This window comes from Pseudoflavonifractor sp. 60, assembly GCF_009911645.1.
Classification (GTDB): domain Bacteria; phylum Bacillota; class Clostridia; order Oscillospirales; family Oscillospiraceae; genus Lawsonibacter.
On record NZ_QWKI01000112.1, the window covers coordinates 1 to 25,476 of the forward strand.

At 54.4% G+C, this 25,476-nt stretch carries 27 protein-coding genes and 3 tRNA genes; 19 read left to right on the forward strand and 11 right to left on the reverse strand.

Annotation, left to right across the window (positions count from 1 at the left end; genetic code table 11):
* Nucleotides 1-290: 290 nt before the first annotated feature.
* Nucleotides 291-1,412: a peptide chain release factor 2 gene (gene prfB, locus D1646_RS12300; RefSeq protein WP_160636745.1), complete on the reverse strand. Its 1,122-nt coding sequence runs from the start codon at nt 1,410-1,412 to the stop codon at nt 291-293.
* A 188-nt stretch (nt 1,413-1,600) separates the two neighbouring features.
* On the opposite strand from prfB, the gene D1646_RS12305 reads away from it, so the two are divergent.
* The 7 genes from D1646_RS12305 (at nt 1,601) to D1646_RS12335 (ending at nt 6,296) form a co-directional block, all read left to right on the forward strand.
* Complete coding sequence (locus tag D1646_RS12305) at nt 1,601-1,804, forward strand: helix-turn-helix transcriptional regulator (RefSeq protein WP_160636746.1); 204 nt, start codon at nt 1,601-1,603, stop codon at nt 1,802-1,804.
* Nucleotides 1,801-2,205, forward strand: a complete 405-nt coding sequence (locus tag D1646_RS12310) for a hypothetical protein (RefSeq protein WP_160636747.1) — start codon at nt 1,801-1,803, stop codon at nt 2,203-2,205. Before D1646_RS12305 ends, D1646_RS12310 begins: the two co-directional genes overlap by 4 nt.
* Nucleotides 2,206-2,231: 26 nt before the next feature.
* Nucleotides 2,232-2,684 (forward strand): hypothetical protein, encoded by a 453-nt coding sequence (locus tag D1646_RS12315; RefSeq protein WP_160636748.1) that lies wholly within the window; start codon nt 2,232-2,234, stop codon nt 2,682-2,684.
* An 18-nt stretch (nt 2,685-2,702) separates the two neighbouring features.
* Nucleotides 2,703-3,119, forward strand: a complete 417-nt coding sequence (locus D1646_RS12320) for a hypothetical protein (RefSeq protein ID WP_160636749.1) — start codon at nt 2,703-2,705, stop codon at nt 3,117-3,119.
* A gap of 12 nt (nt 3,120-3,131) precedes the next feature.
* A complete protein-coding gene (locus tag D1646_RS12325; RefSeq protein WP_160636750.1) occupies nt 3,132-3,596 on the forward strand; it encodes a hypothetical protein in 465 nt (154 codons plus the stop codon).
* A complete protein-coding gene (locus D1646_RS12330; protein WP_347565203.1) occupies nt 3,593-4,519 on the forward strand; it encodes an RluA family pseudouridine synthase in 927 nt (308 codons plus the stop codon). The genes D1646_RS12325 and D1646_RS12330 overlap by 4 nt, the downstream gene beginning before the upstream one ends.
* 61 nt (nt 4,520-4,580) lie before the next feature.
* Nucleotides 4,581-6,296, forward strand: a complete 1,716-nt coding sequence (locus D1646_RS12335) for a phospho-sugar mutase (protein ID WP_160636751.1) — start codon at nt 4,581-4,583, stop codon at nt 6,294-6,296.
* Between the two features lie 70 nt (nt 6,297-6,366).
* Here D1646_RS12335 and D1646_RS12340 read toward each other — a convergent pair whose 3' ends face one another.
* Entirely contained in the window at nt 6,367-6,690 is a 324-nt protein-coding gene (locus D1646_RS12340; RefSeq protein ID WP_243154150.1) for a sigma-70 family RNA polymerase sigma factor, read from the reverse strand.
* The gene (locus tag D1646_RS12345; RefSeq protein WP_160636752.1) at nt 6,671-6,904 is read right to left on the reverse strand and encodes a hypothetical protein; all 234 of its coding nucleotides are present in this window, start codon (nt 6,902-6,904) and stop codon (nt 6,671-6,673) included. Before D1646_RS12345 ends, D1646_RS12340 begins: the two co-directional genes overlap by 20 nt.
* 179 nt (nt 6,905-7,083) lie before the next feature.
* Here D1646_RS12345 and D1646_RS12350 point away from each other — a divergent pair.
* Nucleotides 7,084-7,159, forward strand: a tRNA-Thr gene (locus D1646_RS12350).
* Nucleotides 7,160-7,168: 9 nt separating this feature from the next.
* Nucleotides 7,169-7,253, forward strand: a tRNA-Tyr gene (locus tag D1646_RS12355).
* Between the two features lie 380 nt (nt 7,254-7,633).
* Here the strand turns inward: D1646_RS12355 and D1646_RS12360 are convergent.
* From D1646_RS12360 to D1646_RS12370, 3 genes are all read right to left on the reverse strand, one after another.
* Nucleotides 7,634-8,044: a hypothetical protein gene (locus D1646_RS12360; protein WP_160636753.1), complete on the reverse strand. Its 411-nt coding sequence runs from the start codon at nt 8,042-8,044 to the stop codon at nt 7,634-7,636.
* Nucleotides 8,045-8,363: 319 nt separating this feature from the next.
* Nucleotides 8,364-8,783, reverse strand: a complete 420-nt coding sequence (locus D1646_RS12365) for a hypothetical protein (protein ID WP_160636754.1) — start codon at nt 8,781-8,783, stop codon at nt 8,364-8,366.
* 158 nt (nt 8,784-8,941) lie between these two features.
* Entirely contained in the window at nt 8,942-10,027 is a 1,086-nt protein-coding gene (locus tag D1646_RS12370) for a sugar kinase (protein ID WP_160636755.1), read from the reverse strand.
* Between the two features lie 533 nt (nt 10,028-10,560).
* On the opposite strand from D1646_RS12370, the gene D1646_RS12375 reads away from it, so the two are divergent.
* From D1646_RS12375 to D1646_RS12395, 5 genes are all read left to right on the forward strand, one after another.
* Nucleotides 10,561-12,336, forward strand: a complete 1,776-nt coding sequence (locus D1646_RS12375; protein WP_243154156.1) for a sensor histidine kinase — start codon at nt 10,561-10,563, stop codon at nt 12,334-12,336.
* Entirely contained in the window at nt 12,329-13,126 is a 798-nt protein-coding gene (locus D1646_RS12380) for a helix-turn-helix domain-containing protein (protein WP_160636757.1), read from the forward strand. The genes D1646_RS12375 and D1646_RS12380 overlap by 8 nt, the downstream gene beginning before the upstream one ends.
* A 90-nt stretch (nt 13,127-13,216) precedes the next feature.
* Nucleotides 13,217-14,221 (forward strand): substrate-binding domain-containing protein, encoded by a 1,005-nt coding sequence (locus D1646_RS12385; RefSeq protein WP_160636758.1) that lies wholly within the window; start codon nt 13,217-13,219, stop codon nt 14,219-14,221.
* An 84-nt stretch (nt 14,222-14,305) separates the two neighbouring features.
* Nucleotides 14,306-15,142: a cyclase family protein gene (locus D1646_RS12390; protein WP_243154151.1), complete on the forward strand. Its 837-nt coding sequence runs from the start codon at nt 14,306-14,308 to the stop codon at nt 15,140-15,142.
* A 190-nt stretch (nt 15,143-15,332) separates the two neighbouring features.
* Nucleotides 15,333-16,445: a DUF3048 domain-containing protein gene (locus D1646_RS12395; protein ID WP_160636759.1), complete on the forward strand. Its 1,113-nt coding sequence runs from the start codon at nt 15,333-15,335 to the stop codon at nt 16,443-16,445.
* 61 nt (nt 16,446-16,506) lie between these two features.
* Here D1646_RS12395 and D1646_RS23295 read toward each other — a convergent pair whose 3' ends face one another.
* A complete protein-coding gene (locus tag D1646_RS23295) occupies nt 16,507-17,160 on the reverse strand; it encodes an S-layer homology domain-containing protein (RefSeq protein ID WP_243154152.1) in 654 nt (217 codons plus the stop codon).
* Nucleotides 17,161-18,012: 852 nt separating this feature from the next.
* Between D1646_RS23295 and mgtE the strand changes: the two genes are divergently transcribed.
* Entirely contained in the window at nt 18,013-19,356 is a 1,344-nt protein-coding gene (gene mgtE, locus D1646_RS12405) for a magnesium transporter (protein ID WP_160636761.1), read from the forward strand.
* Nucleotides 19,357-19,425: 69 nt separating this feature from the next.
* Here the strand turns inward: mgtE and D1646_RS12410 are convergent, their stop codons facing one another.
* Nucleotides 19,426-20,022 carry a YgjV family protein gene (locus D1646_RS12410; protein WP_160636762.1) on the reverse strand — a complete coding sequence of 199 codons (597 nt, stop codon included), beginning with the start codon at nt 20,020-20,022 and terminating at the stop codon, nt 19,426-19,428.
* Entirely contained in the window at nt 20,019-20,720 is a 702-nt protein-coding gene (gene trmB / locus D1646_RS12415; RefSeq protein ID WP_243154153.1) for a tRNA (guanosine(46)-N7)-methyltransferase TrmB, read from the reverse strand. Before trmB ends, D1646_RS12410 begins: the two co-directional genes overlap by 4 nt.
* Before the next feature lie 178 nt (nt 20,721-20,898).
* Here trmB and D1646_RS12420 point away from each other — a divergent pair.
* The 4 genes from D1646_RS12420 to D1646_RS12435 all read left to right on the forward strand — a co-directional run bounded on the left by D1646_RS12420 (nt 20,899) and on the right by D1646_RS12435 (nt 24,084).
* A tRNA-Pro gene (locus D1646_RS12420) sits at nt 20,899-20,974 on the forward strand.
* Nucleotides 20,975-21,202: 228 nt separating this feature from the next.
* Entirely contained in the window at nt 21,203-22,045 is an 843-nt protein-coding gene (locus tag D1646_RS12425; protein ID WP_160636763.1) for a DNA adenine methylase, read from the forward strand.
* The gene (locus D1646_RS12430; protein ID WP_243154154.1) at nt 22,032-23,303 is read left to right on the forward strand and encodes a transcriptional regulator; all 1,272 of its coding nucleotides are present in this window, start codon (nt 22,032-22,034) and stop codon (nt 23,301-23,303) included. Before D1646_RS12425 ends, D1646_RS12430 begins: the two co-directional genes overlap by 14 nt.
* Nucleotides 23,304-23,328: 25 nt before the next feature.
* Nucleotides 23,329-24,084 (forward strand): DNA methyltransferase, encoded by a 756-nt coding sequence (locus tag D1646_RS12435; protein ID WP_160636764.1) that lies wholly within the window; start codon nt 23,329-23,331, stop codon nt 24,082-24,084.
* Nucleotides 24,085-24,342: 258 nt separating this feature from the next.
* Here D1646_RS12435 and D1646_RS12440 read toward each other — a convergent pair whose 3' ends face one another.
* Together D1646_RS12440 and D1646_RS12445 are read right to left on the reverse strand one after the other, a co-directional pair.
* Nucleotides 24,343-24,609: a hypothetical protein gene (locus tag D1646_RS12440; RefSeq protein ID WP_160636765.1), complete on the reverse strand. Its 267-nt coding sequence runs from the start codon at nt 24,607-24,609 to the stop codon at nt 24,343-24,345.
* Nucleotides 24,610-24,784: 175 nt separating this feature from the next.
* On the reverse strand, nt 24,785-25,474 hold the full coding sequence (locus tag D1646_RS12445; RefSeq protein WP_160636766.1) for a PilZ domain-containing protein: 690 nt from the start codon (nt 25,472-25,474) through the stop codon (nt 24,785-24,787).
* Between the last annotated feature and the right edge of the window lie 2 nt (nt 25,475-25,476).

Sequence of the window (25,476 nt, forward strand, 5' to 3'; positions counted from 1 at the left end):
TCTGTCCGGCCACCTGCTGGAGGTCAATCCCTTCAACCAGCCCGGCGTGGAGGCCTACAAGAAGAACATGTTTGCCCTGCTGGGCAAGCCCGGCTACGAGGACCTGCGGGCCGAGCTGACGGCCAAGCTGTAAGCCCAATCAAAATCACAAAACGGAGGCTGTCTGGCCTCCGTTTATGAAAAAGAAGTAACCACCGGCTCTCCCGAGCTGGGGTTACTTCTTGTCATTTCTATGGGGCCCGCGTTACTCCAAACGCCGTGCCATTTGGCCTTCACGGCCTGTGAATTTGCTATTTCGACGCCCAGTTCCCCGTGGCCTCGGCGGTGAGGTAGGCATTGACAAAGCCGTCCAGGTCGCCGTCCATCACGGAGCCGATATTGCTGGTCTCGAAGGCGGTGCGGTTGTCCTTCACCATCTGGTAGGGCATAAAGACGTAGGATCGGATCTGACTGCCCCACTCAATTTTCAGCTGGACGCCCTTCAGGTCGGAAATCTTCTCCGCCTTCTCCTGCATTTGCAGCTCCACCAGTTTGGCCCGGAGCATTTTCATACAGTTGTCCTTGTTCTGGAACTGGGACCGCTCCTGCTGGCTGGCCACGACGACGCCGGTGGGCTTGTGGATCAGGCGGACGGCGGAGGAGGTCTTGTTGACGTGCTGTCCCCCCGCGCCGGAGGCCCGGTAGACCTGCATCTCAATGTCCTCGGGGCGGATCTCCACCTCCACGTCCTCGGGCAGGTCGGGCATCACCTCCACAGAGGCGAAGGAGGTCTGCCGCCGGGCGTTGGCGTCGAAGGGGGACACCCGCACCAGCCGGTGGACGCCGTGCTCTCCCCGCAGGTAGCCGTAAGCGTTCTCTCCCTCGATCATAATGGTGGCCGATTTGATGCCCGCCTCGTCCCCCTCCTGGTAGTCCATGATCTGGTAGGTGAAGCCCCGGCGCTCGGTCCAGCGGGTATACATCCGGTAGAGCATCTGGGCCCAGTCCTGGGCCTCGGTGCCGCCCGCGCCGGGGTGGATGGTGAGAATCACGTTGGAGCGGTCGTACTCCCCGGTGAGCAGGGTCTCCAGCCGGGCGGTCTCCATGTTGGACTCCAGGGCGGAAAAGCCCTCCTCCAGCTCGGGGACGAGGGACTCGTCCTCAAACTCGTTGCCCATCTCGCACAGGGCCATCAGGTCGTCCCACTGGCTCTGCCGTCTGCTCTGGCTGTCCACCTTGTCCTGCAAATTTTTGATCCGCTGCTGCACCTTCTGGGCCTTGGCCAGGTTGTCCCAAAAGCCATCGGCGGCGGACTCAGCCTGGAGCATATCCAGCTCCCGCTCCGCCCCCTCCAGGTCCAGGGCCTGGGCCAGCTCCTTCAGGGCCGGAGCCAGGTTGTTCAGCTTTACCTTATATTCGTCAAACTGGAGCATTTAGTTCCCACACTTTCCTGCTGATATCATTTCAGCTTATTATATACGAATGCTCCGGAAAAGTAAAGGAAAATTGCGTCTGGATTTCCACAAGAAAAATGTAAAGGACCCTTGACACGATATGTAAAGTGTGCTATACTTTTCCTGTAAAGCGAACTTTATATCTTCCAGAGGAAGGAGGCGGTCAGGTGACCAACAAAATTGCTCAGCTGCGCAAGGAGCGGCGCATCTCTCAGGCGGAGCTGGCCGACGGGGTTGACGTGACCCGGCAGACCATCATCTCCCTGGAGAGCGGCCGGTACAACGCCTCGCTGCTGCTGGCCCACAAGATCGCAAAGTATTTCGGACTGACCATCGAGGAAGTATTCCTGTTTGAGGAGGAGGGACTATGATATACAGAAAGCATACTTTGTTTGAACAGGGCTTGAACTGCGCGGTCATACTGTTTGTGGGGATCATCAGCGCTCCCTTCATTCCCGGAGAGCTAAGGATGAAGCTGGCTCCATTCGTGCTTCTGGGCTGTGTCCTTGTACTGTGCCTTAATTTCTTTTATGAGCAGAAACGGGGCAGGGCGGATATCCAGCGGGAACAGCGGGACGAGCGCAGCCAGATGATTCTGGAGCGGGCTGTCTGGTACTGCCGGCAGATTGAGGACCGGGGACTGCTGATCTTGTTTTGCATAGTGGGCCTGTGTTTTCAGCGATATGAGATTGCCTATACCCTGTACTGGTTCATCATCGGCCGCTCTTTGCTTACCTTTGCCATCCGCTGGTGGCTGGAACGGAGATATTGAGTATTCCTGTTTGAGGAGGAGTGAATATGAAGCAGGTAAACGGCAAGCCGAAAAAATGGCAGTGGCTCCTGTGTCTGGGGATGATTGGAACAGGCTTTCTCCTGCAATTGCCCATCTTCCCGGCGGAGCTGGGGGACCGGCTGTCCCCGGTGCTGGCGATATCCGGCTTAGGGATTCTTCTGCTGCTGTGGCGGCAGAAGGAGAAATACGAGGACCTGTCCCCGGAGGAGCAGCGGGAGCTGGACCGCCGGGACCGGGACGAGCGGAACCAGATGCTCTATGAAAAGGCGGCCTGGCGGTGCTGGCAGGGGGAGACAATGCTGTTTTTCCTGAGCTATATCCTTCTGGCCCTGTTTGCGGACAAGATCAGCTTCCTCGCCCATGTGGACTACCGAATTTTCTCCTGGATTTTGCTGGCCTACTGGGTCAGGGTCCTGATTTTTGAGCTGGTCCGCTGGCGGCTGGGGCGGAAATATTGAGACTGTGAGGTGTCTGTGATGAAAGAATGGTGCAAAAGAATATCTCCCTTTATGATGTTTGTGGGCGCTGTGGCGGCCTTTTTCGCCGCAATTTTGCTGAGGGAGCGCATCCCGAAGCAACTCAGCCTAGCCCTGTGTACTCTGGGCGGCGTGCTGATTGGCTTCGGAGTGACGGCCATCGCTCTGTCCACCAAAGGCTTGACCCCGGAGGAACAAAAGGAAATAGAGCGGAGCGAGACCGACGAGCGCAATGTGGCCATCCGGGAGAAGGCGGCCATGTCTTCCTGGTACTGGACACTGTATATGCTGTGGGCGGCCTTTATGGTCATCCAGATTTTCGTGGGCGGCCTGTGGGGCGTGGCTATCTCGGTGGTCATCGTGCTCCACTGCGCCTTCTATATGATAAACATCCACCGCTGGAACAAAAAAATGTGAGGGGAAGTTCAAATGTTGATCAAAGCACTGTTTACCGACAGCAAAAATTACGAAAGATCCCTGAAGCTGCGCCGTCTGTGGGCCATTGGAATGCTGTGTATCGGGTTGGTGGGCTTTGCCTGCTACGTTCTGCTGGTGCCCAGCAGCGATCTGTCTGACTACGTCCAGGGCTTCTACCTGGGGGCGGCCAGCGGCATTACCGCCGGGGCGCTGTTCCTGCTGGTGAGGACGCAGTATCTGCTCACCCATCCCCGGGCCCAGCGGCAGGCCAAAATCAAGGAGACCGACGAGCAGGAAATGCAGATTGCCCGCACCTCCGCTCAGATTGCCGGGGCGCTCACCATCTTTGCCGCGGCGGTGGCCAGCTTTATTGTACTTCCCCTGAGCAGAGAGGCCTGCTATGCCCTGACAAGTGTCATCGCGTGCTACATTTTCTCCGCCCTTTTGTCCAGCCTGTGGCTGTCCAAAAAGCTGTGAGCAGGAGGCTGGAGCTGAGGATTTCCCCGGAACTGGCGGGGGTCAAGGTGGATACCCTCTTAAAAAAGCACCTGGGCCTGTCGGGGACGGTGGTGCGCCGTATTAAGTGGCTGGAGGACGGCATTCTGGTGGACGGCGTGCGGGTCAACACCCGGTTCTGTCCGGCGGCGGGACGGGTGCTGTCGGTGCGGCTATCCGACCCCCAGCGGAACAGCAGCATCATCCCCGCCCCCGGTCCCCTGGAGATCGTCCACGAGGACCAGGACCTGATTGTCCTGAACAAGGCGGCGGGGGTGTCCGTCCACCCGGGGCCGGGGCACTATGACGATACGCTGGGTAATTTTTTGGTTCATTATTATGAAAAGACGGGACAGGAGGCGGACTTCCACCCCGTCCACCGGCTGGACCGTGGGACCACCGGCCTGCTGGTGGCCGCCAAGCACCCCCACGCCCAGGAGGTGCTGAAAAATCAGCTCCACACCCGGGACTTCCGGCGGCTCTACCTGGCGGTGTGCCAGGGGGGCCCGGAGCCCCCCGCCGGAGTGATTGACGCCCCGCTGGGACCCAAGCCGGGCTCCCTGATGGAGCAGATGGTCCGCCCCGACGGCAAGAGCGCCCGGACTACATACCGCGTCCTGGGCCGCTGGGGGGACCGGGCGCTGGTGTCCCTGGAGCTGGACACTGGCCGCACCCACCAGATCCGGGTCCACATGGCCCACACCGGCCATCCCCTGACGGGCGACTTTCTCTACGGAACGGAGGACCGGGCACTGATTCAGCGCCCAGCCCTCCACTCCGGATATCTCTCCTTCCTCCACCCCATTACAAAGGAGAAACTGCAATTTTCCGCCCCTCTGCCCGAGGATATGGCCCGGCTGAGGGCCAAAGGAGAAATAGGAGATTTCCACAAAAAGCTCTGGTAATTTTCCCCCTCTTGTGGTACAATAGCAGATGTAAATTTTCAGCCACTGGAGGTATGTTAATATGTCCTACCGCGATACTTATGAGGCCTGGCTGGCCAGTCCCATCCTCATGGAGGAGGAGAAGGCGGAGCTGGAGGCCATCAAGAACGACGACAAGGAGATCGAGTCCCGCTTCTTTGACCAGCTGTCCTTCGGCACCGCCGGCCTGCGGGGCACCATGGGGATGGGCACCTACCGCATGAACATCTACACCGTCCGTCACGCGACCCAGGCCTTTGCCCAGGTCATCCTGGCCGAGGGCCCCGAGGCGGTACAGCGGGGCGTGGCCGTGTGCTACGACTGCCGGAACAACTCCCCGGAGTTCGCCCGGGCGGCGGCCCAGGTCCTTGCCTGCAACGGCATCCCTGTGCGGCTGTTCGAGTCCCTGCGCCCCACTCCTGAGCTGTCCTTCGCCATCCGGGAGTACGGCTGCATCGCCGGCATCAACGTCACCGCCAGCCACAACCCCAAGGAGTACAACGGCTACAAGGTCTACTGGGAGGACGGCGCCCAGCTGCCCCCTCAGCACGCCGACCAGGTGGCCAAGATCATGAAGGAGCTGGACGTGCTCACCGGGCCCCAGCTGGGCTGTGCCACCCCCGCCCCCATCACCGAAATGGGCGCGGAGACCGACGAAAAATTCCTGGCCAACGCCCTGGGGCAGGTCTATGACCAGGCGGCGGTGGACAAGGTGGCCGACACCTTTAAGATGGTGTACACCCCCTTCCACGGCACCGGCTACAAGCTCATCCCCGAGGCGCTGAAGCGGCTGGGCATGAAGCACGTCATCTGCGTCCCCGAGCAGATGGTCATCGACGGCAACTTCCCCACGGTGGTCTCCCCCAATCCGGAGAATCCCGAGGGCTTCGATCTGGCGGTGAAGCTGGCCAAGGAGAACGGGGCCGACTTTATCCTGGGGTCCGACCCCGACGCCGACCGGGTGGGCCTGATGGTGAACACCGGCAGTGGGGAGTTCAAGGTACTCACCGGTAACCAGACCGGCGTGCTGCTGCTGGACTACCTTATCGGCGCCATGAAGCGCACCGGCAAGCTGCCCGTCAATCCGGTGGCCCTGAAGACCATCGTCACCACCGAGATGGCCCGGAAGGTGGCCGAGGTCAACGGTCTGAAGTGCTTCGACACCTTCACCGGCTTTAAGTTCCTGGCCCAGAAGAAGGACCAGCTGGAGAGCAGCGGCGAGGGCAACGTAATTATGTCCTATGAGGAGAGCTATGGCTATATGCTGGGCTCTTTCGTCCGGGACAAGGACGCCGTTACCGCCGCCGTGGCTATGACCGAGATGGCCGCCTACTACGCCGGCCAGGGCATGACCCTGTACGACGCCCTGCTGGCCCTGTACGAGAAGTACGGCTACTACAGCGAGCGCACCATGAACCTGGTGATGCCCGGTCTGGACGGCCTGAAGAAGATGGCCGTCCTGATGGCCAATCTGCGGGAGAAGCCCCCGGTGGAGATTGCCGGTGTGGCCGTCAAGGAGCAGAAGGACTATAAGGACGGCAGTGTGGTCAGCGTGGCCGACGGCGCAAAGTCCGCCATGGAGCTGTCCGGCTCCAACGTACTGCGCTACGAGATGGCCGACGGCACCAGCCTGATCGTCCGGCCCTCCGGCACCGAGCCCAAGGTGAAGGTGTACATCCTGGCCAACGGGACCTCCAAGGAGGACGCCGAGGCCAAGGTGGCCAAGTACGCCGCCTGGGCGGAAACTTTGAAGAACTGATCCTCTCCATGAAAAAACGCCCCCTGGAACAGGCCGCTTCCTGGTCTAGGGGGCGTTTCCCGGAAAGGGGTCAGCTCTCCCCCATCCCCCGCAAATAGGTCTCCGCGCCGTAGCGCAGGCAGCGTCTCAGGCGGCGCTCCCCCCGTTTGATGGTGCGGGAGACGGTGGACTTGTCCACTCCCATGGTCTCGCCGATCTTCCGCATATTCATCCCCTGGGCGTAGTACATCAGCAGAGCCTGCCGCTGCCGTTCGGTAACATCCTCCCGCAGGGCCAGGATCAGATTGCGCTTGAGGCGGCTGAGCTCCTGCCCGTTGTCCCCCGCCATCTGCCGGCTGTATACGGCCATGTCGGCGGCATATTTTCCTCCCCGTCTATATCGTGTACTTGGCATTCCGGCGATACCCCCTGTCATAATAGCGCTCGGTGAGCACGGCCAGCTCCCTGGCCTCCCGCAGCATGATGGACAGCATCCTGATCCGCTCCTGGAGCTGGCAGCGCGTGTCCCCATCCCCGGTCCGCTCCAGGGAGTCCTCCAGCTGGCCGATCCGCAGATCCAGCGCCCTGGCATGGGCCCGGTACTCCAGTGACAGCTCCGCTAACGTCATGTCGTTCCCTCCTCCGTCTGAAGACACAGAACATTCCTGGCGATTTCAGGGCCCGCAGTCCCCAAAAACGCCCGGTCTGAAAAATTTTTAAATTTTAAGAAAAAATTTCTCATTTCTACTTGACATCCCTCCGTTCCTTTGTTATAATATCGCTTGCTGTTGGACAGTTCCGCAAAAATGCTGGTGTAGCTCAGCCGGTAGAGCAGCTGATTTGTAATCAGCAGGTCGGGGGTTCGAATCCGTCCACCAGCTCCAACTGAATATGGAGGAGTTCCCGAGTGGCCAAAGGGGGCAGACTGTAAATCTGTTGCGTTTCGCTTCGGTGGTTCGAATCCACCCTCCTCCACCAGAAAATCGGTGTTCCCGCAAGGGAATGCCGGTTTTCTTTTTTTCCGCAGAAGAAGAGTCTGACAGCCGCCGCAGGGAAACCGGCGCGTTGTCCCATAGGGGTGTGGAAGCCGGCGTGGGACCCTGAAGTGCTGCCGCAGAATTGGCCGGGACCCTGGAGGGGCGGGGCGGGCCCGTCCAATCCGGCGAGGATATGGAACAATTGTTCTATATCCAAATTAAGCATACCTCCACTTTTTTATTTTGTCAACTGCGATTTTTCCATCTTTTGTTGGGCCCAGACCCGTTTAAGGGACTTTTCTCCCTGGAGCCGGTCCCCACCTTTCTCCCCAAACGGCACAAAAATACCCTCCAGCCTGAGCTGGAGGGCATCCTCTGCCATTAAAAGTACTTCTTCACGCCGTCCGGGGCAAGGGACTCGTCATCGCTGATGGTGATGGTGAACTTGATGTTGTGCCGCTCGGCAAACTTGTTCAGCCAGTCCAGGAACTTCTCGGTCTCGTGGTCGCAGTCACCGCCCACAATTTTGGTGAGGCTGTCGATAAAGATGTGGGTGATGTCGTAGTTGCCGGCGTACATTCCGCTGATGAAGCCCTTCAGGGCGGTATAGTCGGCGATATCGTACTCACTGGCCTCTACCAGGCGGATGTGGTAATGGATGTCGAAGGTCAGCTTATTGCCTTTCTCAATGCAGACCACGTTGCCGTGCTCGGTCTGGACTGCGCTGTTAATCAGCTCAATCACGTTCTTGGTCTTGCCGGAGCCCTTCTTGCCCATGATAACACGAATCATGTGTATCACTCCTTACTGATTTGACATAGGGGGTGTGCCCTCTGTTTAATTATACTCTACCATACCTGGCCGTTTATTTCAACTAAAATAATTGTGAATTTTTTAAATCATAGGGTGTAACCAGGCCCTTCCCCTCCAGCCAGCGGAACTTTGGGGCCTGCGACATAAAAACTGGCGTACCGGAGGTGATTCTGGCCCGCCAGTTTTATATTTATCCCTTTTCTCTTTTGTGTTGATGAACACTTGTAAACCTTTTCAACCAGCGAAATGACGAAACAGGCAGCCGCCCAACATGGACGACTGCCCGATAAATGGGAAGTCATTGCTGTTCTTCGTGATATACAATCAAATGCGTTATACCATTATTGTCAAGATAAACACTTTGACGAGTACCAACTAATATGGCAACTCCCTGTTCTCTACTGACTGTTTGAAAGTCCACACGCCACATTTCCGCTTCATTATCATAATATTCACTGGTGGCGTTGTACTCAATGGTACACTCATTTTCTGCCTGCTCCACTGCGGACTTCTGTCCATCAATCAAACAAACATCAGCATTTAAAAAATCACTTGTTTTTAGCCCAAAATCATCATAATAAAGCATATAATCTTCTTCATAGGAAAATGAGGCTAAAGAAGTCAACACGCTATTTCCTTCACTTGTATCTGCTGAATTACAACCAGCAAGGCTAAATATACATATCAACGCAAAACCAAATGCTATATATTTTTTCATATTATCGCCTTCTTTCTCAAACCATGATTTGTTGAACTGATTATATCACAGCCCGTATTCAGTTTCAAGTAGGAATTGGTGAAAACGCCAATGGGCAGGGCTATCAACACAGAAGAGAAAAAGGGATTTATATTTTTGCCGCTTCGAAGGGGTTCCGGCTAGCGTCTGATATCAAAGCTCATATTCATCAGGTTTCGGATGCTGTCCACATCGTCGGTAATATTGCCGTCGCCGTGGATGGTGTGTTTGACGACGCTGCTGGCTACGGCGAAATTCACCATATCCATGGGCTGATAGTCGTTCATCATCGCATAGATCAGTCCGCTGGCAAAGGCGTCGCCGCCGCCCACCCGGTCCAGGATGTTGAAGGTGAACAGCTTGCTCTCAAAGGTACGCCCCTGGTACCACAAATAGGCCATCAGGCTGTTCTCGCTGCCGCTGTGGGCAAATCGGACGTGGCGGGCAATGCACTTCAAGTTGGGAAAGCGCTCCACAAACCGCCGGAACATCTGGTCCTGCTGCTGGCAGCTGGGCTGGAGGGGGACGCCGTCCTTCCAGTCCCCCAGGCTGTGGTCCCTCTCCTCCTTCCAAAGGCGGTAGGGCTCAACGCCCAGCAGCACGTCCACGTAGGGCAGGCATCGGGTACAGTAGTCCCGGGCCTGGTCCCAGGTCCACAGCGTACTGCGGAAATTGCCGTCAAAACTGACAGTGATGCCCTTCTCCTTGGCTTTGACCAGGCAATCCAAAATGAACTGAGCGCAGCTGGGGGACAGCGCCGGGGTGATGCCGCTGAGGTGGAGCCAGTGGAAGCCCTCCAGCAGCCCGTCCAGGTCAACCCTGGAGAAGTCGTACTCGGTGATGGCGCTGTGCCGGCGGTCGTAGGTCACCTTGCTGGGGCGGATGCCGTAGCCCGTCTCCAGGTAGTAGACGCCCAGGCGGTGGGTCGGAGTCTCCTCCCGGGTCGAGAAGATGACCGGGGCGCAGTGGACGTCATTGGCCCGGAGCATCCGGACGGCGCTCTTGCCCAGAGAGTTGTTGGGGACCACGCTGAAAAAGGTGCTGTCAATCCCCAGATTGGCCAGAGCCAGGGCAATATTGGCCTCGGAGCCGCCATAGCTGGCCTCAAAGCTGGTGGCCGCGCGGATCTTGCCGTAGTTGGGCGGGGTCAGGCGCAGCATGATCTCGCCGATGGTAATAAATCGGGGGGAGGGACCGCCCCGGAGCAGAGGATTGGAGTGTACCATGGTCCTTACCTCCGGCTGGGGCCGGACTCCAGGCGTATGGCCTGCACAAGTCCCTCACCGCTGCGGAACTGGGCGCTCCCCTCGCCCAGGACTGCCACTTGAGACATAACAAAATTCCTCCTCACATGTTGTTCCTTGATGACCGCGCCCTTAGAGGGCCGGTTTGCCCTTGCCCACGGCGGCAGCCGGATGGCAGGGACAGCAGCGGCCATAATCTGCGCAGGGGAGGCATTCGGCTTGAGCCCCTCACGGGCAGGGCCGCTGTGAGCTCCCCGGCTTAAATTGCTCTCTGAGCAGGGCTGGACTGCCTCCTCACATCTCTATTATTCTTCAAATATTCGAATTTACAAAGGCTTGGAGCGGGTTTTTTCGCCGCGATGCAGCCTGGAATGATGTTGTATGAAATTGGCTTTTCGTGTAAAATAATGAAATACTACACTTGGCTTTCAGGGGCAAAAGGGGGTTTTACTTTTAATAGCTACAGGCCCGCTGCTCCCCATTTGGAAATTTACATTGCAGGAGGAGATGATGTGATGAGCTCCCATGTTCCGTGGTATCGCAGTATTATGCTGCGGGTGTCCGCCGTCATTGCGGTGATACTTTTCATTCCCTTGATTGCTTTCTGGAATTATTTTTATGATATCTCACAGGCCCATGCGCTCCAGCAATATGAAGAGGCGATGCACAACACCCTCTATGCGGCGTCATTGATGATGCAGAATACCATGTCCCAGGTCAGTGATTTCAGCCGGCAGGTCAGCCAGGACCCGCAGCTGATCTTACTGGTCACCGACTACCAGAACAACGCGCAGAACGCCGGAACCCGGAAAACGCTCCGCAGTCAGCTGTCCTTGGCGCTCAATCAATATGTCAGTCAGCTTCCCGATTTGGAATCTGTCTATCTCTATTTTCCCAGTGTCAAGACCACGATCACCATGCTCCCAAACCAAAAGGAGTTTTCCACAGACGACCCTTACGGGAATCTGCTCCATCAGTTTTACTACAACGATCTGCGCGCACCGATCCAGTGGAACATTCTTCCCACGCCGGACGGAGCGGATAAGGTGCTCTCCCTCAGCCGTCCGGTGGAAGCAGGAAATGGCTGTATGCTGATCTGCAACCTGAAAAATTCGGCATGGGAGCCCAAATTATCGGACCTGGGACTGGACCGGGTCGATCTGTTGATTACCGATTACGCGGGAAATGTTCTGCTCTCCGGGGAGAAAAAGGGTTATAATACCAATATTACAGGCTGTTGGGCGCCCGCTTTTTCCAGCAGCGCAGACTGGGGCTCCTACCCCTATCAGGACGGGGATCAGTCCGTCCAGGTCACCTTTTACAACGCGCGGGAGAGCGGCTGGAAATACTTGGCCCGCACGCCCCAAAAGGACGTCTCTGCACAATTGAGCCTCAGCCCCGCCTTCTATTTTACGGCGGTTTTGTGCTACGCAGTCGCCACAGCGCTGGGCAGCGCTTTGCTGTATCAATGGGTCATCCGGCCCATCCAAACCCTTCAAGCCAGTATGCGTCTGGTGGAAGGGGGCCGGCTGGAAACCGTTGAGCCGGCGGCCCGGCGGGATGAACTGGGCGTGCTCTTTCAGTGCTACAATCATATGATCCTCCGTCTGCGACAGCTGATCGACCAGGTCTATATCCAGCAGCTGCTGCATAAGCAGATGCAGCTGTCCTTTCTCCAGTCCCAAATGGATGAGCACTTTCTGTTCAACACCCTCAATACCATTTACGCCGAGTCATGCCGTGAACAGGCCGATTCCTCTGCGCAAATGATTTTGATCCTGTCCAAATACTTTCGGTTGAGTCTGTCCTATGGGCAGGAGAAGCTCCCCTTGGATCAAATTTCCCAATTGCTGCGCTTATACCTCAACCTGCAAAAAATGCGGTTTGGCCCCACCCTTCGGTGCAAAATTGAGGAATTTCCCGAGATGGCAGACTATGTTGCACTGAAATATTTGTTTCAGCCGATTGTGGAGAATGCGGTTGTCCATGGTCTGGAAAAGAATTTTGAGGACCATGATCTTCAGATCCGGTTCCGCAGGCAGGGGGAAACGCTGTATTTTGAGGTGCAGGACGACGGCGCCGGCATTTCTCCAGAGCGTCTGGAACAGCTCTGCCGGCAGATCAACGGCGCACAGGAGAAGTCACAGGAGAGCTTTGCCTTAAAAAATATTCGGGAGCAGATGTGTTTGACCTACGGGGAACGGGACATACACATAGAAAGTCAGCTGGGCCAGGGCACAAGGGTCTGGTTTGTGATTCCCCTGGAGCGAAAGGAGGATTTAGATGCCTGACAAATATTCGCTGATGATCGTTGACGACGAGGAGCACGCCCGCCGCCATATTTTAGAGGATATCCCATGGAGCACCCTGGAGGTGGGCCCCTTGTATGAGGCAGCCGGCGGCCACAGCGCCCTGGAGGGTATCGTGCAGCACAGCCCCGACATTCTGATTCTGGATATCCGAATGCCGGAGATGGACGGGGTGGAGCTGTTGGAGCGTATCATGCAGCTGCCTCGCCAGCCCCAGATCATTACATTGAGCGGATACAGCGACTTTGACGCGGCGCGCAAAATGCTCTCCAGCGGGATCGTGGTAGAATACCTGCTCAAGCCCGCCTCTGAGGATGAGCTGTTTGAGGCGGTGTACAAATGTATTGAGCGCATGGATGAGAAGCGCCCGGAGCCGGCCCGCGTCCAGCCGGAGGAGGGTCTGGAAGCCCGGGAGCCCTTTCCCCCGCTCTCCCACGGAGTGAAACGGCAGACGGTGGAGACGGTCAAGGAGTATATCCAGGAGAACTATGCAAAACGTATTACATTGGACATGGCAGCCCGACATGTCTATGTTTCGCCCACCTACCTGTCCAAGCTCTTTTCTGCGGTGGAGGGGATTGGATTTTCTGACTATCTCAGTCAAGTGCGGGTTCAGAATGCCAAACGCGCTCTTTTGGACTGCCGCAAGCGCATTTATCAGGTGGCTGAGGAAGTGGGCTATCAGGACGTAAAGCATTTTATCAAGGTCTTTAAAAAGCTGGAGGGCATGACGCCCAGTCAATATCGGGAGACCAAGCTGCTGGAGTTTTAGTGGACAAAATAACACACCAAAAAACAAGATCGCCCCATTTCTCTTTCCGCTCTGCTCCAGTATAATATCACCAGAAACGGGGAGGCCGCTATGATGGGTTCTCAAAAATCAATTCTATGGCTGTTACTGTTGCTGCTTTGCGGGGGCTGCGCCGGAAAAACAGGTCTATCCTCCAGCGGCCCTGATGTTCCAGCCAGGGAGGACCGTCTTCCGCTGATTGGCGTGAGCTTTCCCACCACCAGCTTGGATTTTCGCAAAGCCATGTACCATTTGCTGGAGGAGTATGCCGTCCAGGAGGATCGAAAAGCAGACCTGATCCTGCTGGACGGGGAAAACAGTCAGCGCAAGCAGAATCAGGACCTGATTTCCTTGGTTGACCAACCCGTAGATGGAATCATCCTGATCCCCTATACCATGGAGGGGCCAATCCCGGCGATCCAGTACGCCAACGATCAGGGCGTGCCGGTGCTGACCCTGGACAACCGGATTGAGGTGGCCTCGTCCGCCTTTACAGTCGGGTATGTGGGGGCCAACCACTATCTCATGGGCCTTCAGGCAGGTGAATTGCTTGTGGCCTCGCTGGAGGAGTACTTTCCTGACGCGGAGCTGTGGAACGTGGTTTATCTCACCGGTATTCCTAACTCATCCGGTGAAGTGGACCGAAATACTGGGATCCAGCAGGCAATATCCCAAAATTCCAGGATCCAATTGCTGGGAGAGTACAATGGTGCGTTTACCAGCATTTACGCGCAGAGCATTTTGGATGACTGTCTTAACATTGAGCCTAATCTCCACGGGGTCATTTGCCAGAACGATTTGATGGCGGAGGGCTGTTATCTCGCTTTGGAGGACCATGGTTTGGCCGGAGGGGTTGTTGTAATCGGCATTGACGGTCAACGGTCGGTGGTGGAAAAGATAGCCCAGGGAAAAATTGCCGGGACGGTGATTCAATATCCCAGTATGGTGCTGGAGGCGATAGATGATATGTGCGCCCATCTTCAAGGGGAAAAACTATCCTACTACCACTATCAGCCCACCGACCCCATAACCCGGGAAAATGCGCAGGAATACCTGAACCAGGAGCTTCCCTGGTAGACCTTTGTGAATTCCCTTGCAAAAGAGGATTCTAATACGCTCTGCCTGTGCGGCAGAAACAGAAACGTTAAGGAGGAGAACGAAATGCTGAAAAAGACCATTGCCGCCGCCCTGGCCTGCGCTCTGCTGGCCGGTGCAGCCTCGTGCAGCACCCAACCCGCCGGAAATGGAGGCGGCACATCCAATCAAGGGGGCGCCCACCCCCCCCAGTCCAATCAGAATCCTCAGAAGGAGGAGCTGGAGGAAGCCCTGGGCATGGATTTGAGCGAGTATGAATATGTGGACATTGCTCACCTTCAGGAGGCGGATATGCCAGCAGATCCCGCCCTTCAGCTGCCCCAATCCGACTTCTTCGGCCGCATCGGGATGGAAGGCGGGCTTCACAACCTGGAGGTTATCAGCTACTGCGTACACACCGGAACCCACATGGACGCTCCCTACCATGTGATTGAGGAAGCGGGCGGCGTTGATACCGTTGACCCCACCATTCTGATCGGCCCCGCCTGTGTGATTAGACTGGACGTGATCGGTTCATATGGCATCACTGTGGACGATGTAAAGGCTTGGGAAGAGGAGCACGGCGAGATCCAGCCCGGCGAGGCGGTCCTGTTTGACACCAAGCAGGATTCCCTGTGGAAAGAGGATCCCCAGGAGTACATCACCAACTACCCCTATCTGCTCCCCGAAACCGCTCAGTACCTGGTGGATCAGGGTGTCCGCTATGTTGGCTGCGAGGCTATTTCTCCCGACACCGACACCACCGAGAGCCACAAGATCCTGCTCGGCAACGGCGTGGGCGTAGTAGAGAATGTCTGTAATCTGAGCGACATCCCTGTTGACCGCTGCTACACCATCGGCACCTTCCCCAACTCCCAGGGTTCTACCGGTGTTTGGGTCCGTATCCTGGCTTTCTACCGCTGATTTTACGATGTGAACAGCAGCACATACCGGCAAGACACTGTCCGCTTCTGTGCTCCTGTGAACGCCGCAGATTTTGAACAAGTCTGCGGCGTTTTTTATGTCCAGACCTCAAGTCTCTGGACGGCGGGATTTTTGTTGACTTTTCACAAGGAGTGTCGTATGATAGAGGGGATGATTGGAGGGATTTTTGATGAACAAACGATGGCGGACCATCCTCTTTGCCGGTGCGCTGGCCCTGGCCCTGCTGGCCTCCTGCGGGGGCGGAGAGGGGGGCGGCAGCTCCCAGCCGGGCAGTGCCTCAGAGCCCCCGGACCAGTCCAGTGTTCCGGCAATCGCTCCAGTGGAGCCGGAGCCCGAACCGGAGCCGGTGTACCCCTACGCCAATCCTCTGACGGGAGAGGGGCTGGAGGAGGATATCAGCGGCAAGCGGCCTGTCGCCGTCATGTTCAACAACCTGCGCAAGGCCCTGCCCCAGGTGGGGGTATCCCAGGCCGATGTGCTCTATGAGATTGTGGCCGAGGGGGGCATCACCCGGATCATGGGGGTCTTCCAGGACCTGGAGGGGGCCGGCGACCTGGGCAGCATCCGTTCCGCCCGGGACTACTACGTGAGCCTGGCCCTGGGCCATGACGCCATCTACATCCACGCCGGGGGCAGTCCCCAGGCCTATGACGCCTTTGACAGCTGGAAGGTGACCCACATCGACTTTGTCAACGGTCCCTATGACAAGATGTACTGGCGGGACCCGGAGCGCCGGAAAAATGCCGGCTTTGAGCACTCCCTGCTCACCTCCAGCGAACGGGTCTTGGAGCAGATGCCCAGCCGGTTCCGCCTGGAGCACGAGAGCGGCTATGAGGTGGGCTGGACCTTCTCCCCGGAAGCGCCCTCCGGCGGTGAGGCGGCACAGAAGCTGACGGTACCCTTCTCCAGCTATAAGACAGGGTATTTTACTTATGACGCTGAGACAAATCGATACCTGATTCAGCAGCACATTGACAAGCAGGATATCCCCTATGTGGACGGCGGCACCGGCGAGCCGGTGAGCGTAAGCAATGTGCTGGTGCTGTACACTGATATCAGCCAGGTAAAGGGAGACGAGGCCGGACGGATGTCGGTGCGCACCACCGGCACCGGCGGCGGCCTGCTGCTCCGGGACGGCCAGTGCTGGGAGATCACCTGGCAGCGGGACGACCGGACGGATCACTACTCCTTCCTGGATGCCTCCGGCCAGCCCATCCCCCTGGCGGTGGGTCCCAGCTACATCAACGTGGTGAGTATGTCGGCCCAGGTGGTCTGGGAGTAGGAAAAAATCCCAATAAAAACAGTGCCCTGCCTGGAAAGGCGGGGCACTGTGCGTTAGGAAATTATTTGCCCAAGGCGGCGTAGAGGAAGGTGACGATCTGGCTTCGGGTACAGGTGGAGTCGGGGCCGAAACGGTCCTTGCTGACCCCAGCGGTGATGCCCTTTTCCACGGCCCAATTGACCGCTTTGGCATAGCTGGCATTGGCAGATACATCAGTGAATGCGGCTGCTTGGGCTTCGGGACTCCCCGCCAGCTTCCACAGATAGGTCACCACGTCGGCGCGGGTACAGGGGCTGTCGGGGGCAAGGCTGTGAGAGATGACGCCCTGTTCCTGAGCCCACCGGAAGGGGAGGGCGTAATATTCGCTGCCGCTCACGGTCCCGGCGGCCTCCGGTGAACCGTAAGCCCGCCAGAGGAAGGTCAGGATCTGAGCCTGGGAGCAGGTGGAGTCAGGCCCGAAAGTGGTAGCGCTGGTCCCGGCGGTAATGCCCTTTTCCACGGCCCAGGCCACAGGAGCAGCGTAGTAGGCATTAGCATTAACATCCACAAAGCCGGCGAAAGACGTTACAGGGGTTGTAGGGGCTACGGGGGTATCGGAGGTATTACTAGGGATTTCGTCGCCCCAGTCATTGCCGGAAAATGTGCAGTTATCAAAAGCGTATGTTACTTTTCCGCGCTCTTCATCACGACTAACATACTGATTTACCTTAAGCAAAGTAGAATTTCCGTTATCGATAAATGTGCTGTCAGATATTTGTAGAGAAACGGGTTCGGATATTTTCCCAGAAGTCAAAGCAATGCCATACTCGCTTGGAAAAACGATGCCAGATGTGACATTCTCATCTTCGCTAATAAAACCGTGTCCATTATTAGAAAAGATGCAATTCTTAAAAGTTGCGCTTCCCCTGGATATTTCCAGTATAGATTTGGAACAATCACGGATTGTTGAATTGGTAACAATCAGTGAACTGTTGTAAGTAGAAATTCCCAGCAGTCCGCATCCAAACAAATCACAGTTGTCAATGATTATATTTTCTGAATTGCTCATCTGAACAACGCCAGCCATGCACTGATCTTTGGGAGAAATGTCGTGTCCTAAGATTAGCCCGGATAATGTGATATTCTTACACTTGCTAAGGTTAATGACTACATCCGTATTGGTTTCAGTCAAAATCTGTACCTTTTGATAGCCGCCAGTTTATTTTTTAGTGCGATTCTGCTCTGCAAGGATTGATTTCCGTGAAGACAGCTCAACTTCTCTTGCCAAAGGAGCCAAATCGTGCTACAATAGCATAGGATATTAAGAATCCGCAAATTTTACGGTGAAAGGAAGTGGGACCCACCATGAAAGGCCGAAGTCGCCAGAAAACGGAAAGCTGCCACGAACGAGGGGCGGCGGACTTGGCCCGGACCGGGTCCCAGCCGCGCCGCCGGAACTGATTTCAGAGGGACGCTGTCCTTCTCCTTGTGATGTGCAGCCACAGGTCCGCCGTGCCTTTTTAGGTCCGGCGCCTGTGGCTTTGCGGTTTTCTCCTGGCGTTTGCGAAAACGAGAGGAGGAGAGGAACATGCACGACAACTATGATCTGGACCAGCTGATGAATCTGGTCCAAGCACGTAAATTCCGCCATCTGCGGGAGATCCTTACCGAGATGAACGAGGTGGACATCGCCGGCTTCCTGGACGAGCTGGAGGTGGAACAGGAGATCCTGGTCTTCCGTCTGCTGCCCAAGGACACGGCGGCGGAGGTCTTCGCCTATTTGGAGGAGGATCAGGAGAAGCTGATTGGGGCTCTGAGTGACAAGGAGCTGCGCGAGGTACTGGACGAGCTGTATATGGACGATACGGTAGACCTGATCGAGGACCTGCCCGCCAATCTGGTGTCCCGTATTCTGCGCAACACCGACGCCTCCACCCGCAGTCAAATCAACCAGCTGCTCAACTACCCCAAGGACTCCGCCGGTTCCCTGATGACCACGGAGTTCGTCTACCTCCACCCCAACAATACGGTGGAGGAGTCCTTCGCCCGCATCCGGAAAGTGGGTCTGGACAAGGAGACGGTCTATACCTGCTACGTCACCAACAACCGGGTCCTGGAGGGGGTTGTGACGGTGAAGCGGCTGCTCATGTCCACCTACGAGACCAAAATATCTGACATTATGGAAACCAATCTCCTGTCCGTCAAGACCCACGAGGACAAGGAGGCGGTGGCCCAGATGTTCTCCAAGTACGACCTGACCGCCCTGCCCGTGGTGGACGGAGAGGACCGGCTGGTGGGCATCATCACCGTGGACGACGCCATGGACGTGATGGAGGAGGAGGCCACCGAGGATATCGAGAAAATGGCCGCCATCCTCCCCACCGACAAGCCCTACTTTCAGACCAGCGTGGTGGAGACCTGGAAGCACCGCATCCCCTGGCTGCTGCTGCTGATGATCTCGGCCACCTTTACTGGCACCATTCTGGGCTTTTTTGAGGAGGCGCTGGCCGCCAACGCCGCCCTGACCCTGTTTATCCCCATGCTCATGGACACCGGCGGCAACTCCGGCGGCCAGGCGTCAGTGACCATCATCCGCGCCATGTCCCTGGGGGATGTGGAATTTTCCGACTGGCTGCGGGTGCTTTGGAAGGAGCTGCGGGTGTCCCTGCTGTGCGCCCTCACCCTGGGACTGGTAGTCTTCGGCAAGGTGATGGTCATTGACCGAAAGGATGCCACGGTGGCATCGGTGGTGGCGCTGACCATCTTTTTTACCATTATCATCGCCAAGCTCATCGGCTGTACCCTGCCCATGCTGGCCAAACGGCTGGGCTTTGACCCGGCGGTGATGGCCTCCCCCTTTATCACCACTGTGGTGGATGCCCTGTCTCTGCTGGTCTATTTCGCCATTGCGACCCAGATCCTGGGACTGTAGTTCCTATCAAAAAACTCCCCCTGGGGCGGTACAGCCGCATCCCGGGGGAGTTTTTCAGTATGGGCAAAATCAGCCCAAATCCTTGATGTAGACGCCCTTCTCCTTGGCGAAGCCCATTTTGGACAGGTAGGCGGCGTGGGCCTGGGATTCCTCCTCGGCATAGACCAGGGTGTGGACCCCTCTGGAGGGGAGCTTGCTGTAGAGATAGGCCCCCAGAGAGCAGTCCCGATAGGTGGGGGCCGAGTAGTCCAGGATGACCCGCAGGACGCCCGCTTCCTCCTCCCGCCCCAGCAGAACGCCTGCCGGAGTGCCGCCGCAGCAGACCAGGTAGGCCCGGTCCGCTCCGCAGTCCGCCGAAAAACCGGGGAAGTACTTGCGGATATCCTCCCTGTAGCAGTCCAGCAGATAGCTCAGCAGGCGGTCCTCCGGGGCGGCCTCCACCAGACTGTAACTCTGGTCCTTACGGCTCAGCTTGTACAGGTTGTACAGGTTGATGCCCACCAGACACACGTTCATCAGGGCGGTGGGATAGGAGTGGATCAGCAGAGCGTAGACCGCGAAAATGCCGCTGCCAATGGTGTTGACAATCCGCAGCTTGACCACCGAGGCCATGAGCATGGAGACCACCACCAGGGCGGAACCCAAATAACCCATCAATTCAATCATGGCGCACTTCCCTCCTGGGGCCGGCTGAGAGGACCGGCAATGGGCTTGAACTCCGGCTCCGGGTCCATAGGCTCCTTCGTCCCCACACAGCGGTTGATGGGGGTCCCCATGCGGTGGAACTTCTCCTCATAATCGGTCATCACGCCGCAGATACCCCCGCCGTGGAGGTCCCGGGTCACCTCCGACAGGGCGTAGCCCGCCTTGGGGAACTGGAACAGAGACCACTCAAACAGGTCGTGGTTGTCGCTCTTGAAGTGGATTTGTCCCCCTGGCGCCAATATGCCCCGGTAGAGTACCAGAAATTGCTCGTGGGTCAGCCGCCGCCTGGCGTGTTTTACCCCGGGCCAGGGGTCGCAGAAGTTGATGTAGAGCAGAGATACCTCGCCGGGTGCGAAGTAGTCCCGCAGCAGAGCTGCATCCCCGTCTATAAAAAATATGTTGGTCAGCCCCTTGGCCTGGCACCGCTCCATGGCCACGATCATGGCGTCTGGGACCCGCTCCAGGGCGATATACAAAACGTCGGGATTTTGCTCTGCCGTCTCCGCAGAAAACCGGCCCTTGCCGCAGCCAATTTCCAGACGTACCTCCCGGGCGGCGGGGTATAGCTCTCGCCAGCGCCCCCGCTTGGACGCCGGGTCCCGGATCAGCAGCGCAGCACAGCGCTCCATCCGGAGAGCCAGATTGGGTTTCTTTCTCATTCTCACCGCTTCGTCACCTCTCTTCTGAATTGTAAAAAATATCTTACCATATTGTGTGGAGTACTTGCAATCATTTTTGAAATATATTATACTGATAGGGAGATAACAGAGGCAATCCTTCGCCAGGAAAGACTTGATTTTTTACCGCCGCCGTGTTATGATGCAGAAAACCCAATATCCGGGTGTAGCGCAGTTGGTAGCGCGCTTGCTTTGGGAGCAAGATGCCGGGAGTTCGAGTCTCCCCACTCGGACCATCCTATGATAATCCGAACTGCATCATCAGAGTAGGTGATGTGTTCGGATTTATCATTTCTTTTGAGAATATCATTTAGTACAACAGGGATGGGATAACGTTCTCATCCCTGTATGCAATCAAGGTAAATAAATTTTACACCATAATCCGTTAAAAAGAGATTGTAAATTCAAATTTATTCTGGTATACTTTAGGTAAGTATACGACTAGTTGAATGGGGGTAACAGATATGGCGAAGAACAAATTAGTTGCTCCCGTTGTGAAATGGGTCGGCGGAAAACGTCAGCTCATAGATGAAATTACACCTATGCTCCCTAAGCGAATAACTGCATACTGCGAACCTTTTTTAGGTGGCGGAGCAGTTCTTTTCTCTCTTCAGCCCAAAAATGCTATCATCAACGATCTTAACGCAGATTTGATGCTGGTTTATGAAATAATTCGAGACAACGTAGAAGTATTGATTACTGACTTGGAAAAGCATGAGAATACATCTGAGTACTTTTATAAGTTAAGAGATATGGATCGGGATAAGGCAGTTTATCAGTCCATGACAAAAATAGAAAAAGCATCCAGGATCATTTATCTTAATAAGACATGTTACAACGGCCTTTTTCGGGTAAATGCCGCTGGGGAATTTAATTCTCCTTTTGGCCATTATAAAAACCCAAGCATCGTAAATGCCCCTGTTTTGCGGGCGGTAAGCAAATATTTAACTGCGAGCAACATTCAACTTTTCAGTGAGGACTTTGAAGTCACTCTTCAACGTATACCGCGAGGTGGTTTTGTATATCTCGATCCCCCTTATGATCCTGTGTCTGATACTGCAAGTTTCACTGGTTACAACAGTGGCGGTTTCGGAAAAGATGCTCAAATTCGTTTGAAACAATGTTGTGATACACTCAGCCAGCGTGGCATTAAGTTCTTGCTTTCCAATTCTGCAACTAATTTCATTAAAGATTTGTATAAGGATTATACGATCACTATTGTACATGCTAAGCGCGCAATAAATTCGGATGCCAGTAAACGAGGGGCAATCGAAGAGGTGTTAATTAGAAACTATGGGATTGAATGATACTGCGTGGGGCTTGTTGTTTGAAAAATACCATATTTTAGATGCCATTTCACAGCACGGCTCGTTTGCCATTTCTGCGAATCAGATCAAAGAATTTCGGGAACCACGCTTAATGACCAAATTTGATCACAAGGTCAACCTGCCTAAAATATTTGGCGATAATAATTTAGCGATACTTCCCATAACACGCGGCGATTATGTCATATCCCAATTTTCCGCTTATCAAGAATTCGTTCCTCCTTTGGAGGAATTTCATACTGTCAGAGTTCCTGCCCATATCCAAAGTCTTATGCCCAAATACCTTGTCAGTGAAGCGATTGCGTTAAATTGTGCAAATGCCTGTGGTATTCTGAATGATTTCCTTGAAGATGATGACCTTGTTTCAACCGTAAGTGGGCGGATGAGTTCAGGAAGTTTTGAGTTTAGTATTGATGCAGGGGTAGGGCAACAAGTCTTGACTGTTAATAACTCCCAAATTGAGATTGATGCTGCATATGAAGGAATAAATTATCTTTCCCTGTTTGAGGCAAAGCGCGATATTTCCGATGATTTTTTGATACGACAACTCTATTATCCCTACCGAGTATGGAGCAAACGTGTAACTAAAGCAGTCAAACCGGTATTTCTAGTCTTTTCAAATGGCGTATTCTATTTGTATCAATATGAATTTACAAGTCCGAACAATTATAATTCTTTACGTTTAGTAAAGCAAAAAAATTACATTATTTCACCCGAAATTTCACTTAACGATATTCAGAATATTTTGCAGAATGTGCCTATCTGCGAAGAGCCTGCTCTCGCATTTCCACAGGCCAATAGTATGCCAAGAATTATCAATCTTATGGAACTTCTCTATGAACGTCCCATGACGAGGCAAGACATTACCAGTGAGTATTCTTTCGACGTTCGACAGACAAACTATTATACAGATGCTGGTCGCTATTTGGGATTTATAGAAAAAAATAATAACGATGGGTTCATTTACTTCTTCCTATCTGGCTTAGGACGATTTGTAATGGATTTAAGCCATAAAGAACGACAAATGGCTATTATATCAGCTGTACTTAAACACCGTCCGTTTAACGAAACGCTCAAGGTCTATTTGCGTTGTGGAGAAACGCCAGATGCCAATACTATTGTACAGATAATGAAAACCTCTAATTTGTATCGTATTGAAGCTGACAGCACTTATTTTCGCCGTTCTTCAACGATTTTAGGTTGGATAAACTGGATTTTAGGATTGGTTGAGGAATGTTGATTTCGTATTTTGTTAAGGTATCAATATGCAAGTGCAGAAAGTTATACTATGGGAACCTGATAATTTCAAATTGGAAAGTAGTTCTGTCTGGAGTTTTCCGGCAAGAGGTTCTTGGGCTACCCATGACTCATCTTGGCGTGGAAATTGGTCTCCCTACATTCCGAGAAATATTCTTTTGCGCTATTCTGAGATAGGGGATTTAGTCCTTGATCAGTTTGCGGGTGGTGGCACAACTTTGATCGAAGCTAAGTTGTTGAACCGCAATATCATTGGGGTGGATATAAGCGAGAATGCCATAGCGAAATGCAAAGAAAAAACTTCATTTCTCCGTAAGGGGGCAGATGGGCGAGTTTTTTGCAAGAAAGGCGATGCACGGGCTCTTAGTTTTATCGTATCCGAAAGTATAGATCTTATATGTACGCATCCCCCTTATGCTAACATAATCCAATACAGCAAAGACATTTCTGGGGATTTGTCACGGCTTGATATGCCGGAATTTCTTACTGAAATGAAAAGTGTTGCACAGGAATGTTATCGAGTTTTGAAAAACGGTGGTTATTGCGCCATTCTTATGGGAGATATTCGGCAACAAGGGTTTGTTATCCCATTGGGTTTTGAAGTAATGAGAATTTTTGAAAGTGTTGGATTTAGACTAAAAGAAAATGTAATTAAAGAACAGCATAACTGTCGCACTACGTCCCAATGGAAATCTAAAAGTGAACGGCAAAATTTTTTATTATTGGCGCATGAGTACCTTTTTGTTTTGAAAAAAGTTCCATAGTCGCACTTGCTCCAAGACCTATGTAATATTCTTTTTAACAGGAGGCTTTTATGAGTGGATATTGTAAACACTGTGGTCGGCTCTTAAAAGACTCTCAATACACACATGATGAGAAGTAGAAATCCTGTCCGAAATGTTCTGTAGAGCATGGCGAAGAACATATTTTTTATTCATATCCAAGTGGCTTCGGAGAAAGCACTAAAAGGGCTACGGCCAGCAAACCTGACGGGCCACAGAGCTACTGTTATCCATGCCGGCTCAAAAACTATGGCCCTCACCCTGGAGCAAAACGTTGTAGCGAAGTGAACTGACAAGAAATGGGCTGGATGTATTTGTTTCCAGCCCACTTTTTGTTAGTTGTGGAATTCTTTTGATTTTCTGCTTTGCTTTCCACTCCCGGAACTCTCGCTGCCCCTCCGCGCTCTCGAAGAAGGCTTGAATCTCCGGGAGCAGAACTCTTGCCAGGGCCTTCACCTCGTGGAGCGGAATCCCGGTGCCGTAGTCGTTAGGCTTCTTCTCTGCCAAGCATTGTCCTCCATCCGTTATGTCATTTGAGTTCAATGTCCAATACTTGCTATGATCTGATAAGCACCCTCCCCCGGAAATGGAATGTGCAGGCAGTGTCAAGATGGTCTTGACCTTCGCCTGCACGTTGCTATCCATATTGCTCCAGGAAATATGGTTCGATTTCAACAAACGGTTAAGAACGTCCCAGCTTTTGCCGCTGCGCCGCAAAAATATTTTGCGCAATTTGTTCCTGATCGGCGTCGGTCAGCTCCAAAAACTGGCATCCATACTCAAATCCGGCGTTATCCTTTTCAATAATGCGCATGACCTGACTGAAAATAGCCGATTCTAGCCTGTCCTCCAACAGTCTGACCTTCAGTAAAAACTTGTCGCCATCATGGTATCTGTACTCTGAGCTGATACGGGCTCCGCCTATACTGATATTCAGCAGCTTGCACGGTTTTTCGCCCATCGCCAAACCGCTGAACATGGTGGCGGTGGCGTCGAGATTTGTGTCCAGACGGAAAAACGCGCGGTCATTCCCCATCCGGCATAGTTTCAACTCTGCGACCGACCATTTCTTCTGCGGCAGGGGCGCGATCACCCCCTCCATGTAGACCGCCTTTCGATCCCGGTCGCTGTACCCGCGGATTCTAACCGGAAACGGTTCTTCCTGAGAAATCGTGGTCTCTGAATATTGGTGCAGCTCCGCCTGACTCCCGTGCAGGCCCATCAGCTTTGCCACGAAAAGGAAACGTCCATCCAGGTTCGTCACCTCTACCCGCATCCCCGAATAGATTTCCAGCTCGTCCTCGTCGTATTCCTTCTCAGACTTTTGAGGCTGTGCGTCTGTTTTCTTCCCAAACAATCCGAATAATTTCATAT

Coding starts and splice junctions, on each gene's coding strand:
- prfB (WP_160636745.1), bottom strand. CDS start 1,412: ATGCTCCAGTTTGACGAATATAAGGTAAAGCTGAACAACCTGGCTCCG.
- D1646_RS12310 (WP_160636747.1), top strand. CDS start 1,801: ATGATATACAGAAAGCATACTTTGTTTGAACAGGGCTTGAACTGCGCG.
- D1646_RS12315 (WP_160636748.1), top strand. CDS start 2,232: ATGAAGCAGGTAAACGGCAAGCCGAAAAAATGGCAGTGGCTCCTGTGT.
- D1646_RS12320 (WP_160636749.1), top strand. CDS start 2,703: ATGAAAGAATGGTGCAAAAGAATATCTCCCTTTATGATGTTTGTGGGC.
- D1646_RS12325 (WP_160636750.1), top strand. CDS start 3,132: ATGTTGATCAAAGCACTGTTTACCGACAGCAAAAATTACGAAAGATCC.
- D1646_RS12335 (WP_160636751.1), top strand. CDS start 4,581: ATGTCCTACCGCGATACTTATGAGGCCTGGCTGGCCAGTCCCATCCTC.
- D1646_RS12340 (WP_243154150.1), bottom strand. CDS start 6,690: ATGCCAAGTACACGATATAGACGGGGAGGAAAATATGCCGCCGACATG.
- D1646_RS12345 (WP_160636752.1), bottom strand. CDS start 6,904: ATGACGTTAGCGGAGCTGTCACTGGAGTACCGGGCCCATGCCAGGGCG.
- D1646_RS12360 (WP_160636753.1), bottom strand. CDS start 8,044: ATGATTCGTGTTATCATGGGCAAGAAGGGCTCCGGCAAGACCAAGAAC.
- D1646_RS12365 (WP_160636754.1), bottom strand. CDS start 8,783: ATGAAAAAATATATAGCATTTGGTTTTGCGTTGATATGTATATTTAGC.
- D1646_RS12370 (WP_160636755.1), bottom strand. CDS start 10,027: ATGGTACACTCCAATCCTCTGCTCCGGGGCGGTCCCTCCCCCCGATTT.
- D1646_RS12375 (WP_243154156.1), top strand. CDS start 10,561: ATGAGCTCCCATGTTCCGTGGTATCGCAGTATTATGCTGCGGGTGTCC.
- D1646_RS12380 (WP_160636757.1), top strand. CDS start 12,329: ATGCCTGACAAATATTCGCTGATGATCGTTGACGACGAGGAGCACGCC.
- D1646_RS12385 (WP_160636758.1), top strand. CDS start 13,217: ATGATGGGTTCTCAAAAATCAATTCTATGGCTGTTACTGTTGCTGCTT.
- D1646_RS12390 (WP_243154151.1), top strand. CDS start 14,306: ATGCTGAAAAAGACCATTGCCGCCGCCCTGGCCTGCGCTCTGCTGGCC.
- D1646_RS12395 (WP_160636759.1), top strand. CDS start 15,333: ATGAACAAACGATGGCGGACCATCCTCTTTGCCGGTGCGCTGGCCCTG.
- mgtE (WP_160636761.1), top strand. CDS start 18,013: ATGCACGACAACTATGATCTGGACCAGCTGATGAATCTGGTCCAAGCA.
- D1646_RS12410 (WP_160636762.1), bottom strand. CDS start 20,022: ATGATTGAATTGATGGGTTATTTGGGTTCCGCCCTGGTGGTGGTCTCC.
- trmB (WP_243154153.1), bottom strand. CDS start 20,720: ATGAGAAAGAAACCCAATCTGGCTCTCCGGATGGAGCGCTGTGCTGCG.
- D1646_RS12425 (WP_160636763.1), top strand. CDS start 21,203: ATGGCGAAGAACAAATTAGTTGCTCCCGTTGTGAAATGGGTCGGCGGA.
- D1646_RS12430 (WP_243154154.1), top strand. CDS start 22,032: ATGGGATTGAATGATACTGCGTGGGGCTTGTTGTTTGAAAAATACCAT.
- D1646_RS12435 (WP_160636764.1), top strand. CDS start 23,329: ATGCAAGTGCAGAAAGTTATACTATGGGAACCTGATAATTTCAAATTG.
- D1646_RS12445 (WP_160636766.1), bottom strand. CDS start 25,474: ATGAAATTATTCGGATTGTTTGGGAAGAAAACAGACGCACAGCCTCAA.